Source organism: Cytobacillus gottheilii (assembly GCF_018582665.1).
Lineage (GTDB): Bacteria > Bacillota > Bacilli > Bacillales > Cytobacillaceae > Cytobacillus > Cytobacillus gottheilii.
Genome location: NZ_CP071709.1, coordinates 478,431 through 492,658, shown reverse-complemented (window position 1 = coordinate 492,658; position 14,228 = coordinate 478,431). Strand labels below are relative to the sequence as shown.

The 14,228-nt window shown below is 37.8% G+C and carries 14 protein-coding genes and 1 riboswitch; of the genes, 3 read left to right on the top strand and 11 right to left on the bottom strand.

All coding sequences use genetic code 11. The features are described 5' to 3' along the window. Nucleotides 1–101: 101 nt before the first annotated feature. The 6 genes from J1899_RS02500 to J1899_RS02475 are packed head-to-tail and all read right to left on the bottom strand — an operon-like array spanning nucleotide 102 to nucleotide 5,496. Nucleotides 102–311: a hypothetical protein gene (locus tag J1899_RS02500; protein WP_066450454.1), complete on the bottom strand. Its 210-nt coding sequence runs from the start codon at nucleotides 309–311 to the stop codon at nucleotides 102–104. Between the two features lie 17 nt (nucleotides 312–328). After that, nucleotides 329–1,261, bottom strand: a complete 933-nt coding sequence (locus J1899_RS02495) for a type II secretion system F family protein (RefSeq protein WP_214477331.1) — start codon at nucleotides 1,259–1,261, stop codon at nucleotides 329–331. A 4-nt stretch (nucleotides 1,262–1,265) separates the two neighbouring features. Continuing rightward, on the bottom strand, nucleotides 1,266–2,192 hold the full coding sequence (locus tag J1899_RS02490; protein WP_066450460.1) for a type II secretion system F family protein: 927 nt from the start codon (nucleotides 2,190–2,192) through the stop codon (nucleotides 1,266–1,268). After that, nucleotides 2,192–3,541, bottom strand: a complete 1,350-nt coding sequence (locus tag J1899_RS02485; RefSeq protein WP_214477329.1) for a TadA family conjugal transfer-associated ATPase — start codon at nucleotides 3,539–3,541, stop codon at nucleotides 2,192–2,194. The genes J1899_RS02490 and J1899_RS02485 overlap by 1 nt, the downstream gene beginning before the upstream one ends. A gap of 12 nt (nucleotides 3,542–3,553) precedes the next feature. Beyond that, complete coding sequence (locus J1899_RS02480) at nucleotides 3,554–4,705, bottom strand: CpaE/TadZ family protein (RefSeq protein ID WP_214477327.1); 1,152 nt, start codon at nucleotides 4,703–4,705, stop codon at nucleotides 3,554–3,556. 11 nt (nucleotides 4,706–4,716) lie between these two features. Next, nucleotides 4,717–5,496 carry an SAF domain-containing protein gene (locus J1899_RS02475; protein ID WP_214477325.1) on the bottom strand — a complete coding sequence of 260 codons (780 nt, stop codon included), beginning with the start codon at nucleotides 5,494–5,496 and terminating at the stop codon, nucleotides 4,717–4,719. Nucleotides 5,497–6,299: 803 nt separating this feature from the next. Between J1899_RS02475 and J1899_RS02470 the strand changes: the two genes are divergently transcribed. The 3 genes from J1899_RS02470 (at nucleotide 6,300) to J1899_RS02460 (ending at nucleotide 8,873) form a co-directional block, all read left to right on the top strand. Then, nucleotides 6,300–7,340 carry an ATP-binding protein gene (locus J1899_RS02470; RefSeq protein WP_214477323.1) on the top strand — a complete coding sequence of 347 codons (1,041 nt, stop codon included), beginning with the start codon at nucleotides 6,300–6,302 and terminating at the stop codon, nucleotides 7,338–7,340. Nucleotides 7,341–7,434: 94 nt separating this feature from the next. After that, nucleotides 7,435–7,596, top strand: a complete 162-nt coding sequence (locus tag J1899_RS02465) for a hypothetical protein (protein WP_214477322.1) — start codon at nucleotides 7,435–7,437, stop codon at nucleotides 7,594–7,596. Between the two features lie 62 nt (nucleotides 7,597–7,658). Then, nucleotides 7,659–8,873, top strand: coding sequence for a methyl-accepting chemotaxis protein (locus J1899_RS02460; RefSeq protein WP_214477320.1), 1,215 nt, complete (start codon nucleotides 7,659–7,661; stop codon nucleotides 8,871–8,873). A gap of 59 nt (nucleotides 8,874–8,932) precedes the next feature. On the opposite strand, the gene J1899_RS02455 is transcribed toward J1899_RS02460, so the two are convergent. The 5 genes from J1899_RS02455 to J1899_RS02435 all read right to left on the bottom strand — a co-directional run bounded on the left by J1899_RS02455 (nucleotide 8,933) and on the right by J1899_RS02435 (nucleotide 13,786). Further along, entirely contained in the window at nucleotides 8,933–9,898 is a 966-nt protein-coding gene (locus J1899_RS02455; protein WP_214477318.1) for a 2-hydroxyacid dehydrogenase, read from the bottom strand. Between the two features lie 220 nt (nucleotides 9,899–10,118). Next, nucleotides 10,119–10,619, bottom strand: coding sequence for a CueP family metal-binding protein (locus J1899_RS02450; protein WP_246586656.1), 501 nt, complete (start codon nucleotides 10,617–10,619; stop codon nucleotides 10,119–10,121). Nucleotides 10,620–11,356: 737 nt separating this feature from the next. After that, complete coding sequence (locus J1899_RS02445) at nucleotides 11,357–12,562, bottom strand: methyl-accepting chemotaxis protein (protein WP_214477314.1); 1,206 nt, start codon at nucleotides 12,560–12,562, stop codon at nucleotides 11,357–11,359. Nucleotides 12,563–12,664: 102 nt separating this feature from the next. Next, the gene (locus tag J1899_RS02440) at nucleotides 12,665–13,375 is read right to left on the bottom strand and encodes a hypothetical protein (RefSeq protein WP_214477312.1); all 711 of its coding nucleotides are present in this window, start codon (nucleotides 13,373–13,375) and stop codon (nucleotides 12,665–12,667) included. A gap of 33 nt (nucleotides 13,376–13,408) precedes the next feature. Further along, nucleotides 13,409–13,786, bottom strand: coding sequence for a hypothetical protein (locus tag J1899_RS02435; RefSeq protein ID WP_214477310.1), 378 nt, complete (start codon nucleotides 13,784–13,786; stop codon nucleotides 13,409–13,411). Nucleotides 13,787–14,049: 263 nt separating this feature from the next. Beyond that, nucleotides 14,050–14,136, bottom strand: a riboswitch (cyclic di-GMP riboswitch). Nucleotides 14,137–14,228 lie beyond the last annotated feature (92 nt).

Here is a 14,228-nt window from a genome sequence, read left to right as displayed (position 1 = left end):
ATAAGAATACCCCTAGAGTTTCAAAACGTTTATTTCTATAAAACTTAAGCAAAGAGAGCGTCCTGCCGTCTCAGGCAAGACGCCAGTTTGTATGTGACGAATCAGCCGCCTACCATTTGTGAAATCTGATCAATAATTCCTGAGATGATGGATCCAATTCCTTCACTCTGATCACTAACCGCTGTTGAAACAATCCCTAATACAAGAATAAGTAGAGCTGCAATTCCTAACCACTCAAGTGATTGTGCTCCTTTTTCGTTCTTCACTGGATTCATAACTTTTGTCCATGCTTTAATCATCATGTTTTTCATTGTAAATCTCTCCTTTTTTAGTTAAATAAGTTGAATAAATTACTGCTATCTTTAAACATATTGATAGCCATCAGGCCGCCAATTAAAATGATGGCAGACGGCATAACAATAAAAGTGGTAATCAAGGTGACTTTCGGCGAGGCTTTTGCTGCCTCCTCTTTAATTTTTTCCTTCTTGATCTTGCGCATTTCTTCGGATTGCTGTTTAAAGGTCTTAGAAATCGGAACACCTAGTCGTTCACCTTGGATTAATGATTTAATCAGCATCTGGAACTCTCTGCTTTCATTACGCTTTAAGAGTTCTCGATAGGCATCAGCTCTTGGCACTCCTACATCTGTTTCTTGTATAAATCGACCAAATTCATCTTTAACAGGTCCTTCAAAGTAAGGAACGATATCTCTAAGAGCTTGATCTAAGCCGACACCTGCCTGCAGAGTTACACTCATCGTATCGAGAAAATCCGGAAGCTGATAGGAAAGCTCCGCCTGGCGCTGCTTTGCCTTTTTCTTAAGCCAAAGTATCGTCAGCATATAGGCGGCTACAGGCAGCAGGATGACCGAAACCTCCGCAAAGGGCAGTCGGAGTACAAGTGATACTCCACCTGCAATAACACCAATAATAAGTAAAAAGATTTTCAAACCTTGAAATCGTTCTACTGTCAATCCATATGGAAAGCCAGCCTGCATTAGCTGCTTTTTTATTTCTTCATTTTCACTAAAGAAATTGATTCTCTGACCAATGCCAGAAAAGTCATCAGCATATTGCAGCATTTTTGAGATCATTTTTTCTTTTCTTGTAATCTTTTTTTCAAAAGAATTATAGATAAATGTTTTCTCTTTTATTTCTTCTTTAAGTCTCTCTTTAGAGATGAGATATTTATAAAAACTTCTTAAAGAAAGGGCAACAAAGATTAAACATAAGCTAACAATAATAAGGATTAATCCATCCATCTTTTCACACCCTAATATTCGTCACTTTTCGGACTAGAATGAACGTTAGTACGGTTCCAGCTACGAAAAATGCGAGCAGGAAGAGTCCCAATCCAGAAAATAACGGATCTAAAAATCCATCGATGACATTATTCATCATTAACACTAGGAATATAGGAATCACCGGAACAATATAAGAAACATATCTCTGTTCAGCTGTCATTGTTTTGATCTCCTGCTGCAGGATTTTTCGATCTTCCAGCGTCTGACTCATTTCATCAAGAACAGCGTAGAGATTGCCTCCAGCCTTCTTTTGGATCAGCATAGTTGCGACAAAGAGCTGAAACTCTCTGCTGTCAATGCGTTTCTCCATTGCTTTAAGACCTGCATTAAAATCGATTCCGAGTGACAGCTCCTGAGCCAGTCTGCGAAATTCACTTTTAGCTGGCTCACTCACTTCCTGTGCAACGAGGTTAATTCCTTGCGTCAATGTCATACCTGACCGGCTGGAGTTGGCCAATGTTCTGCAAATCTCAGGAAGCTGCTCAACAATACGCTGCTTCATATAATTTTTTCGTATTAAAAACAGCAGCCTTTTGCCTCCTTCAAGCACTAATGCAGCAACAAGAAGATTGACTGGAAACCCAATGCCGAAGAAGTTCTGCAAGGCGATAATAATTCCCATAAAAATAACAACATGTGCTCCAAGGTATTCAGACGGTGTTAAAGGAATATTGGCACTGCGAAGCTTTTCATAGATCGGCTGCGCTGTTTCCGTTTGATCAAACTTCGTGCCGAGCAGAACAATAACACTTTTTCTCTTCACTCCATCGTTGTAAAATTCATGAACATCCTTGCGCCATTCCCGTTTTTTCATCCGGTAATCGAGTATGAAATAGATGGAGATAATCAACATAAGAGCGGCAAACATGGATAGAAAAAACTCGGCCATTATTTCACCTCCTCATAAACAGGTGTAAAGGAAGATTCAGGGATGTTTATTCCAAAGACCTTTAACTTATCAAGTGATGCTGGAATGTAACCTGTCGGTGTATAAAAGCCTTCAATTGCTCCATCTGATGACATGCCTGTTCTTTTAAAATGGAATATTTCTTTTACAGAATGTGAACCATTCTGCTCTTCCACCACTTCAGAAATAGAGATAATTTTTCTAGTTCCATCAGTTAGTCGGGTTGCTTGAATAATGATATCGAGTGCACCGACAATATATTCCCGGACAATATGACTTGGCAGCTCCATTCCGGCCATAACAACCATTGCTTCTACCCTTCTTAAAGCGTCATCCGGTGAATTGGCGTGTACAGTCGTTAGCGAGCCTTCATGTCCCGTGTTCATTGCCTGGAGCATGTCGAAAGCCTCACCGCTTCTGACCTCACCGACAATAATACGATCCGGTCTCATCCGGAGTGCGTTTTTCACAAGCTGACGAATACTTACCTCTCCGCTTCCTTCCACATTGGCCGGACGTGCTTCAAGACCAGCTACATTTGGGCGGTTCAGCCTTAATTCGGCTGAATCCTCAATGGTTACAACTCTCTCTCCATGCGGGATTGATGCTGCTAATACGTTTAGGATCGTGGTTTTTCCGCTTCCCGTACCTCCGGAAATTAACGTATTCATTTTTGCCTTTACAACACCATCTAAAAATTGGGACATAGCAGAATTAAGAGCATTGAAGTTTAATAGATCATCCATTGTAAACGGCTCTTTCCGGAACTTACGGATCGATACCAATGTGCCATTCAGACTTATTGGCGGTATTACGGCATTGACACGGCTTCCGTCCGGCAGCCTGGCATCAACCATTGGAGAGCTTTCATCAATTCTTCTCCCGATTGGAGCTACGATTCGGTCAACAATATGTCTTACATGATCATCATCGCGGAATTTTACATCCGTCAGCTCCAGCTTCCCCAAGCGTTCAACATAAACCTCTTCAAAGCCATTGATTAAGACCTCTGTAATGGATGAATCATTTATTAAAGGCTCCAGCGGTCCATAACCCACCGATTCATCTAGTATTCTTGTAATTAATATCTCTTTATCATGGCGGGAAATAATCACTTTCTCCTCTGCCATGAATTGGCTCACAAACTGTTCAATGCTAAGACGCATTTCACCTTGGGACAGCTTGGTCAGCGCCTCTAAATTCGTATCTCGAAGCAGCCTTGACTTATAATGTTCAACCAATTCGTCCACTAAGTGATTTTCATATTGATAGGATTGCAGTTTGGCTGAGCTGATGATTTTCTCTTTTCTTTTATCAAATAAGGATGCCATTCGCCAAACCTCCTATTCCAGTACAGAAAGTCCCCATTTCTTCACATCTTTTGCAAATGGAATGAGCCTTCTTTCCTTCGCTGTTTTTCTAATTGGCTCTCCTTTATTCAAGAAAGGCTGAAGTCCTTTATTATCCAATCTGACTGTTGCTGCAAGCGGAAATCTTAGTACATTTTTAATATCCTTTACCTGCACCTCATTATCTTTGCTTGTTTTATTCAAAATAATGGAAGTGCGTGACGGCAATTCAATTCCCAGTCTCACTGAAAGCTCTTCAAATTGCTTTAGCACCTTTAAAGATGGTGTATCTGGTGTTAACACATAAAAAATACGATCAGATTCTTCAAGTGCTGTTACAACATGGTTATTCATATAAGAAGGCAGATCAACGATGACAAAATCAAAGCTTCGTCTGCATGTTCTCAACAATTTAGCGACAAAATCCTCTGTTATTTTCTCTGCAGTCTCAGCATCACAAGGACTGATCAGCACCTCAAGCTTAGAGCTTTCAAGCTTTTGCGAGACATTCCGGATATGACTTTCATTAAGTTCACTTACAACCGGCATAAGATCAGCTATAGAGCGGTTAGACTCAATGGCCATTAACGTTTCAAGCCCGCCAAATTGTAAATTCAAATCAATCAGAATTACCTCTGCTGTTGACTCGACCTTAATCGTCTGAGCAAATGCGGATGCCAAGTTAGATTTGCCGCTTCCGCCATTTCCGCTGAAAATCGAAAAGATTTGCCCTCTTCCTCTTGTAAAAGAAGATAACGTTTCGGTTTGTTTTGATTTATTAGCTTCATAGCTTTGAAAAATAGTAGGTATTCTGCTGATGAATAAACTATGTTCTTCCGGGTAAACAAAGAACTCAGAAGCACCCGCCTTCGTAATACTGCGGAGCTGGCTAAAGTCGGAACTTTTTGCAATAAACATGACTAATGTCGTCGGGCTTACCGATTTTATATATTCAATACTTTCAACTGCAATATCACTGTCAGGCTGTACAAAAATGACAATGTCCCGATCTTCACGGTTCATTTCTCTGACAACATCTCTTGATTCAATCAGCTGAACCGAGTAGCTTCCTGACATGGCATTTAAAATCTGATTATGAATTACCTCATCATCACTGACTAATAATACTTTTAGATTCGACTCCATACAATTCCCTCTTAGTTATTATTTTGATCGGCTTCTGTTTCACGCTCTTCGGATGAATCAGCTGCACCATCTTCGGCTTCAGTTTCTTCATTTGCTGCTTCCTCTTCCTTCTCTGGCGGCTGTTCTTCCTCCACAGTGTCTTGATCTTGCTGATCTGGCAGCTGAGCTGGAGATATATCCTCTTTTCCTACATTGGCCTTTAAGACTCTTACCTTGTCGGCGTAATTTTGCATATGTATGAGTCTAGGAGCGTCTTCTATACTAACTTCAAGCGCCACACCAGCGAAGTCCTCTTCCGTTCCCTGTGCAAAGGCAACAGGTACATCTCTCATGAACACCTCTGTCTTTTGCTCACCATTATTGTCTGTTGAAACAACGATATCGACACGATCCAATGTCTCAACCACTTGATCAAACTGAACCTTTTCAGATGGATACATAGCGACAAGACGATTGTTTTCATCCCGCAATTCAGTAAACGGCTTTAACATATTATTAGTAATGATTTCTCCTTCTGCTAATGGCACTACAGAAACATTATTGATAATTTCATCTTTATCTGTTATGTGCGCATCATTCAGAAACTTATTCGGGATGTCCATCGTTCTAATTTGACTGCCCTCAATTAATGTCCTAACAGGGATATTGCCATTCGCAATATATATTTTCGTCATCCCTCCCAATTCAGCATTAAGATCTCTTACCTTATCCAGAACAAGATATCCCGCTCCAGCTGCTAGCAGAAAGGCAAGCAATAAAAATATGGCGGCTCTTCTCTTCGACTCTAACATCCTGTTTCTTCTCTCCCACAGTAGTTCTTTTGTTTTTTTAGAAAGCAATTCAGCTGCCCACGCGTTAAGCTGGTCAGCAGCTCTTATATTTTGAGAAGAAAATAGCTCTTGTTCTCTATATCGTTTGTTCAGCTGTTTTCATTTTCAAAACATAAGAAATATTGGAAAACTTTTCCCTACCTTATACCTCGGTTAAGATCAAATAAACCTATGCTTTTAGAAAATTTTTCTTCTTTGATGCTATATATTAACTAACACGCGTTCACATTTCCGTCAAACTCTCTGGGACAATGTCGAAATATGTCTGATAAATATTCCCTATTATTCTCTCAAAATCGAGATTTTTACTTGGTACCATATTCCCAGCAAATAATAGGAGCATAGATATTTTTTTAAAGACAATTTTAAATTTTCCTTTTCTTATATTACAAATGTTACAAATAGTAGTTATTTTTTCTCATTTTCCTTTTAATCAAGTGTTTTGAAATGTGATTGTTCGTGGATAAATAGTTTGAATTAAGAGTAATATTTCACTTCTAGGGTATTTGTTCTTATTAAAGAACGGAAAGGTTATGAGAAATTAGGCGGACAAGCTTCTTATTTCATACTTGATTTAAGAGGAGGCGGATAGATAGAAATAATACATTCTTTAAATTATTTTACAAAAAGGGGTTTAACTTGTTGTATACGGGGTATGGGGTACTATAATTTCCCTATTTTTCCTGCAAAAGGAACGTTTTGTTAATATAGAAATTATCACAGAAGTAAGCAAATATAAGGGGGTAATCAAAATAGGAGAAAAAGTGATTAAAAGTCTTGTGGATCATTCTCCTGATCCGGTCATGCTGTTACGGGACGGAATGATTATTTATAACAATCAACATGCTGCGGATTTGTTTGGAGTGCTTAACAAAAATGCTCTAATTTCCAGCAATATTTTTATGTCTGTATCACCTACTTCGCTGCTCCCGTTTCAGCAATTGCTTTTGAACCAGAAACAAGGAAGCACCGTTAATTTTGAAGAATTTATATTTTACCGGCATGGAGGAGATTGCTTTGAAGCAGAGGTTAAAGCAATTCCCGTCTTATTCCAAGAAGAAAAAGCTGTTTATCTGCTAATAAGAGACACCAAAGAACGAAAGAAAACAGAAGAACTTTTACTGCAAACGGAAAAACTAATGGCCGCTGGTCAGCTGGCTGCCGGCATTGCTCACGAAATACGCAATCCATTAACAGCCATAAAAGGGTTTCTTCAATTAACTGAAGATCATCATAACGATACAAAGCCATATTTTGAAATTATTCACGCAGAAATAGACAGAATTGAATTAATTCTGTCTGAGTTGTTAACTTTGGCAAAGCCAAAAGAAATGAAGTTTAAAGTCATGAACAAGGTGAAGGAATTGCTTGAGGATGTTACCACCTTAATAGAGACACAGGCCATCCTAAACAATGTTGAGATTGTAACAAATATGAGTTCCTGCACTCCTTCTATTGAATGTGACGAAAACCAGCTAAAACAAGTTTTTATCAACTTACTAAAAAATAGTATTGAAGCAATGCCGGATGGCGGAAAGATCATCATTGATCTGGAGGTTATTCAGAATTCTATCCAAATTGCCTTCCTTGATAATGGACCAGGAATTCCAGATCATTTACTCAATCGAGTGCAAGAACCTTTTTTTACGACAAAAGAAAAGGGCACTGGATTAGGTTTAATGATCAGCAAGCAGATTATTGAAAATCATAGTGGCCGCTTTCATCTTTCCAGCGATGCAAAGGGCACTTCAATTATAGTAACTCTACCCATTACATACCCGGGTTCTGAGGCTGTAAACATTTAATAAATAAATATTTTTAATCCCCCCTTCAAACCTATTCATTCTGCGGAAAAACAACCGATATATTTAGAAGAATGAATTACACGGGGGAACAATTATGAACGCAATTGATCAAATGAGGCTTGAAGATTTACAAGGCAAGAACAAGCTTATGCTTTTAAGCTATTTAGGCTCTTCATCTTTAGTCATTATTAGCCTAATCGCATTGAACAGTTTTACTTTATTGACTTATTTTACACTCTTTTCGCTTATGCTTTAGCTTACTTCATTACGAAAAAAATAAAAAAAGATCCCTTATTTCCATATATTATTATCATAGGAATGAATATCTTTAACCTCTTTACTTTCGTAATTGAAAAAGGAAATTTAACAGGAGTTATTACGGTATTCCTATTTCTAGTATTTGCAGCAATTCCCTTTCAAAAAATTCTTTATGCAATTGGACTATTTTTCGGCCTGATCACCATTAGTCTCAACTGCTTTTTTCCAGCAGAGGGCTACTCTTATTTAAAAGAAGAATTCATTGGATTCTTTATTTTATTCTTATTATCAGGTATCATTTTAGCGGTTTTAATCTTTATGAATCAAAAACAATTTAAACAGCTTCAACTTTTCTTGGAGAATGCAAGTACAGAAGCAGACTTAAAAGAAAAGCAAAAACTTCAGTTAGAAAAAGAAATGTCAACGATTGTGGAGAGCATACAAAAGGTAAACGAAAAGGTTCAATATAGCGTACATGCTCAGGATGAAATGCGAACAGCTATTAATGAAGTTTCATCCGGCAGTGCTGCTCAGAGTGAACAAATTTCTTCGATTGCGGATAATGCACATAGAAATGTTCAAACGATTACCGAAATGAATCAAGCTACTGATTTTGCTGAAAGTGGCCATAATCTAGCTGAACAATTATCACAGGAAATGAACCAGCTCCAAAGCGTAATTACAGATTTACAAGAAAATTTTACAACCTTAGCACAAAAAATAGCAGAGACAAATCAATTTGCTAATGATATCGGTCAAATTACAGAACAGACCAACCTGCTTGCACTTAATGCTTCTATTGAAGCGGCACGTGCCGGCGAAGCTGGTAAAGGCTTCTCTGTAGTAGCAGAGGAAATCCGAAAGCTTGCAGATATCACCAAAGAAACAACCATTAAAATTACTGATAATTTAAGAGATGTTAACCATTCAAACGAATTAGCTCAAAAGAATATGAAAACAAGCAGCAGCAGTTTGCTTAAGAGTGTTCAATCTGCAAATGAAGTCAGCACAACCTTTAGTGAGCTTAATGTCATGTTAAAAAGCATCAATGGAAAATTCATAGAGTTTGCAAAGCTGGCGGGTGTTGTAGGGAAAAATAGCGAAGAGGTAGAATCTTCTACAAATGAATTTGCCGCTCTCATTGAACAGGCAACAGCCAGTCTTCAACAAGTGGGTGCATCTATAGAAACACTTACCGAAGATCAGCATTTGGTTGCTTCTTATATGAGAAACACCGCGGAGAGTGCAGAAAAGGTGAAGAAGAGTTTTGCTTAAATAGAGAATTTTAAAGAGCCAGGATGATGTTATCAGCATTCCTGGCTCTTTCCTTTATCTTATGGATTCACTAAATGAACAGGAGTTTCGCCATTAACGGCTTTAAGAAGATCGGACGCTGCAACTTCTGCCATGATACTTCTAGTACTTATACTAGCACTTCCAATGTGGGGAAGTGTGACAACGTTTGGCAATGTCAGTAATGGATGATCTAGCGGAACAGGTTCTTCTTCAAATACATCCAAGCCAGCTGCCCATATCTCTCCATTTATAAGAGCATCATATAAATCCTTTTCATTTACAATTCCACCGCGTGCTGTATTAATTAAAATTGCATTTTCTTTCATCATTTTAAAATGTTCAGCATGAATGAGATTTTTCGTTTCATTTGTATATGGCGTCATAATACAAACATAATCGGAAGTCTGAAGGAGTTCATCCATTGATACATAGGTCAGACCAATCGACTCTTCCGCTTCTGGCTTCCGGCTTCTATTATGATACACTACATTCATATTGAACCCTTTTGCTCGTCGTGCAATTGCTTCTCCAATTCTTCCAAGTCCAATGATTCCTAATGTACGATTATAGATATCCTGACCTGTCAACAGCATTGGCGACCATGTTTTCCATTCTCCAGCTCTTAGAAAGTCAGAAGCTTCGGTTATTCTTCGAGCCGTCGCCATAAGAAGGGCAAACGTTAAGTCTGCAGTGGTCTCTGTTAGAACACCAGGAGTATTCGTTACCTTAATCCCCTTCTCACTCGCAGCTTCTATATCAATATTATTGTAGCCAACAGCTAGATTACTAATGACTTTAAGTTTGTTCGCTTTCTGAATTAAGGCAGCATCAATGCTGTCTGTAAGCATGCAAAATAATCCACTAGCTTCAGTAATTTCTTTTTCCAGAACATCTCTGGGCACAGGAATATCTTCATATTTCCAAACTGCCACTTCACATGTTTCTTCCAATTTTCGTATAGCCGCTTCAGGTATTTGTCTTGTGATAAAAACTTTTGGTTTCACCCTTATCCCCCGCCTCTCTAATCCTCATAGCATCTTAATGAAAACGCTTAAGGATATATAGAAAATTATAACATATTACCTCTTTTTTTATATTCGAGAAACACTGCATATCCAGAAGATAATTATCAACTCTGAATCCTACTAACTACTCATCAATCTATAGTTATATACTAAAAAACTCTCCTGCCATTGGGCAGTAGAGCTCTAAATATGCCTAAAATCATGATAGCTGCATGGTAGTAATACAAGTATGGTCTCCTTTAAAAGAGGAAATGGTTGAATCTGCTTTTTTACCTTTATATGCAATAGAAATTTTATATGTCTGATCTCTTGGAATCCATAAGTCAATGAAGCCGTTATCGTGAGATTTCATCACTTCATCTACAACTGCATTTCCTTCCTTATCTTCGATATATACGGCAAATTCTTCATTTGCCATCTCTCCTTGGCATCCGGTTAAATTATGAAGAGCACATGGATGTGTTTCATTTATATATGGAGCAATTGACACAAAGAACTCATCTTTCGGCAGCTCATAACTATGCTCACTTCCATCACTTTTCGCAACAATTAAATCATGTGAAGTAATCGAAGCCGAATCTTCCCCCATATCACTTGTGCTATAATCTTTTACCAGTTCTTTTATGTCTATCGTTTCCTCTTTCACTTCATACTCAACATTAGAGACTAAAAAAATAATAGCAGCTGCCACTAAGGCCATTCCCAATATGATTGCCTTTTTCCTCATACTGTCTCCTCCTAATCTGCAAATGCAAACCATTACATTGATAGAATAGCATGTAGCAGGAAGGAAGAATGTGGATAATTTAGCACAAATTTTTATCTGCTAGAGACATCTTACTGTCTCATAAATGATCTATTTTATAAAATAGATTAATTATGAGATTCTGTTAATTCTTAAATATGAAATTGATATAAAGAACATGAGCCTTGTTATAAGCTCATGAATAGTTATAGCGTGTCCTGAAGTTTTCTTTGCTTGAAGGCCGTGTATTCAGTTGCCTTTTCTGCACATATATTATAGAAGAAACACTATTTTAGTGATATTTCAGTAAGAGATTAGAAAACAATAAGTTAACTAATTTCATTTAAAAGTAGCAAGAAGAAATGGATCTCGAAAGTATCTTAATAGGTTTGATCTATTAGCTCAACAGAAATAAAAAAGTAAAAGCATTCAGACAATAAGCCAAAATGGGCACAATAATTAATCTTAATATGAGAAATGACAAAAAATTAGACATAAGTGCTAATTCCTTTTTTTCAGTTAGCTTAACCATTAGACAGCATGGTATGCATCCTGAAAACTGCATGAATTTTTCTCTTAATACATCAATTGTATTGGCGCAGCTTTAGGAACAGATGAAAAGGAGCTTGGGTCCTGAACAACATAGTAAAAGGAGCATCCATCTGTTCATTGATGGATGCTCCTTTTATAAATCACACTGCCGCTGCACTTACATTCCCTGCAGTTTCTTTTATGTTTTCTGCTGCTGTCTCTTCACCACGTTGATTCCAGGCAGCTATAATTTCTTCAACTTCGTTTTTTAACTCTTTAATATTATTTGCTTCGTGCACAAGAATTTGCATTGTTTGCAGTTCATCATCACTGATTTCAATGAGCTCTTCAAACATTTCAACAGATTCACGTGAAATAGCTGCGATTTCTCTAATCGTTGACATGATCTGATGTGAACTGGATGAGATCTCTTCTGTGCTCGCTGAAGAATTGACATTATTATCAGCAATAATTTTTGTCGTTTCTAAAATTTTCTCGAACATGTTTCCAACTTCGATAATCGTAGAGTTCGTATCTGTGAATTCAGAAGTTCCCTGTTCCATTGATTTTACAACAATAGTGGTTTCTTCCTGAATATTTTTCACGATGTCTGATACTTCTGAAGAAGACTGGCGGGATTGTTCAGCAAGCTTTCTGACTTCATCGGCCACAACCGCAAATCCTTTACCATGCTCTCCTGCACGTGCTGCTTCAATTGCTGCATTTAGAGCCAGCAAATTGATTTGCTCAGATATACCTGTAATTACTTTTACAATGGTGCCGATTTCATACGATTTTTCCCCAAGCTTTTGGATGGCATCATAGGTAACGTTGACCGTTTGATTGAATTTCTCCATCTTCTTTAATGAATCTTTTAGCTTCTCATTGCCTTCTTGCGTTAATTCTACGGTAGTGTTTGATTGTTCAGAAATATGGTTAGAGCGGATCGATAAATCTTCAATAGCTTGTGCCATATCCTCCATGGATACAGAGCTTTCTTCTGTAGAAATTAATTGTTTTTGAAGACCTCTGCCTACCTCATCAATGGCCGCTCGTACAATATCAGCTTTTTCAGCAGCGTATTCACCACTTTCAACAAGCGTTTCCGAAGTATTATGAACATCTTTTGCAAACACAGAAAACTTTTCCCTGGCATGAGCTAAAAATTCAATCAGCTGGTTAAAGTGAGCATGAGTTTCACTTTTTTCATCTACTTTGCTGATCATCTTTCCAGCTGATAGTTCCTTCATGCCCATTGTAATTTCACTATGAATATGTGAGTGGCGTTTCAGTGAAAAATAGCGGAAAGCAAAATAAACGGTTGTTACCAATAAGACCACAATAATCCCAATTAGAATAGCTTCCATAATTAATTAATTCTCCTGACTCTATATTTAATAAGTTCTTATACAAGTTTGTTTACTATTTAACAATAAATTCCACAAGGAGCATGTATGAAAAGATAAATCCTAAAGCTCCTTCACAAGGATATATGTTCCGTCTGCTACCTCTGAAGGAATTCCCTTTAATCGATCATGGTTTTTATAATCATAAACAATATAATTTCCGCCAAGATCTTTGTATCTGGTCATATTATGATACTTTTCCATCACACGAATGGATTTCGGATTTGTCGCTTCACCAAGAACAAACTTTAATCCTTCTGCACTTGCCTTATCGATCAGCATAGCACCTAATTGCTTAATAATGTCATGGCGCCCATGCTCAGCTCTTACTCCTAACATAAAAAGGTGCAATAGTTCACCATCTGCTATCTCTCTGCCATGGCGCGCTTGAAAATCTTCCATAAAACGCTTGTCCACATCTTCGAGCACACTAAGAAGAATATTCATATCAGAAAAAGATCCTTCGAAAATATCTTCTCCGATAATTTCAGGTGCATTCGTATCGCCAACAAGAGCTCCTACTACTTGCTGCTGCTCATCCATAGCCACTGCACAATACCCTTGTCCAGCAACAGAAGTTAAATAGCCATGAATAAAATCGTAAAGGTCTTCATATTCAAAATTCAGCTGGCCGACCATAGGCTCCTGCACCCATTTTCCTGAAACATCAATACCAAAAAAAGAGCGTGCCAAACATTCAGCACTTTTTGCAATTAAATCTGACTGTTCCTGCCCGACAATTTGATATGTATAAAGTGATTGTATCGCTTCCATATGCTATCTCCCTTGTTCAGATTGATTGCTTATTTATCTTTTAATCGCATGAGGCAGCTGATCCACAAATGTACCGGTAAATTCAATTCTTTCAAGCACATTTCTAATTTGTACTTGAGCAATTTTAGAAGTTGGCTTAAGAACCAGGAAATCTTTAAACCCTAGGGAATTATAAAACTTCATCGTTTGTTCCATCTGTGGAACAACCTTTGATGGAGTCGGCTTTTGATACGTTGCATCAATAACAAATGTGTACTCTTGTCTTGGCACCCGATTAATCGTTTCCTGCAAATCTCCCATATACTCTGCTGCATCTTCTTCTCTCATTGCGCCTGCACGCACCTGGACATGAACTTCCTTCTGATTCTCATTAATGGCCATCATATATTTCTTTTTATCTACTACAATCATCCTCTAAATCTCCTTTTTTATGTTGTCGTTTTCTACTTTGCTTTGCACTGCACTCTTTTCCAACCTGAGTCTAATAAACATAAAGAAAACTTGCCGAGTGACAAGTCCTAAAAGGACACAGACAGAGGCTTAGTTGCACTTATACTACAGCCCTAAAATACCCACTGCATCGAGCCTTCTTCTGCGCTGCACATTTACACTTTTTGAAAGTATAAAAAAGGCTATCCTAGACAAGGATAGCCAATTAATCGCTTTACATTAATTTTGGCAACCCGACTATCATTATCCATACGGATGTTAGACTCGTAGCTTTGCGTCCTTACCTTTCGATAAGTTTGCCTTTATCATATTCAGAAAATAGTACTTATATCATGATGAAAATATCCTACTTTATTATATAGAAACTGGCAAGTTTTGTCGATAATTGTAACTATAGATTAAC

Bases quoted from the DNA above. Each gene is read 5' to 3' on its own strand.
- J1899_RS02465 (WP_214477322.1), top strand. From the start codon at position 7,435: ATGAACGCAATTGATCAAATGAGGCTTGAAGATTTACAAGGCAAGAAC.
- J1899_RS02450 (WP_246586656.1), bottom strand. From the start codon at position 10,619: ATGGCCTTAGTGGCAGCTGCTATTATTTTTTTAGTCTCTAATGTTGAG.
- J1899_RS02435 (WP_214477310.1), bottom strand. From the start codon at position 13,786: ATGATTGTAGTAGATAAAAAGAAATATATGATGGCCATTAATGAGAAT.
- J1899_RS02460 (WP_214477320.1), top strand. From the start codon at position 7,659: ATGAATATCTTTAACCTCTTTACTTTCGTAATTGAAAAAGGAAATTTA.
- J1899_RS02495 (WP_214477331.1), bottom strand. From the start codon at position 1,261: ATGGATGGATTAATCCTTATTATTGTTAGCTTATGTTTAATCTTTGTT.
- J1899_RS02490 (WP_066450460.1), bottom strand. From the start codon at position 2,192: ATGGCCGAGTTTTTTCTATCCATGTTTGCCGCTCTTATGTTGATTATC.
- J1899_RS02475 (WP_214477325.1), bottom strand. From the start codon at position 5,496: ATGTTAGAGTCGAAGAGAAGAGCCGCCATATTTTTATTGCTTGCCTTT.
- J1899_RS02480 (WP_214477327.1), bottom strand. From the start codon at position 4,705: ATGGAGTCGAATCTAAAAGTATTATTAGTCAGTGATGATGAGGTAATT.
- J1899_RS02440 (WP_214477312.1), bottom strand. From the start codon at position 13,375: ATGGAAGCGATACAATCACTTTATACATATCAAATTGTCGGGCAGGAA.
- J1899_RS02485 (WP_214477329.1), bottom strand. From the start codon at position 3,541: ATGGCATCCTTATTTGATAAAAGAAAAGAGAAAATCATCAGCTCAGCC.
- J1899_RS02500 (WP_066450454.1), bottom strand. From the start codon at position 311: ATGAAAAACATGATGATTAAAGCATGGACAAAAGTTATGAATCCAGTG.
- J1899_RS02445 (WP_214477314.1), bottom strand. From the start codon at position 12,562: ATGGAAGCTATTCTAATTGGGATTATTGTGGTCTTATTGGTAACAACC.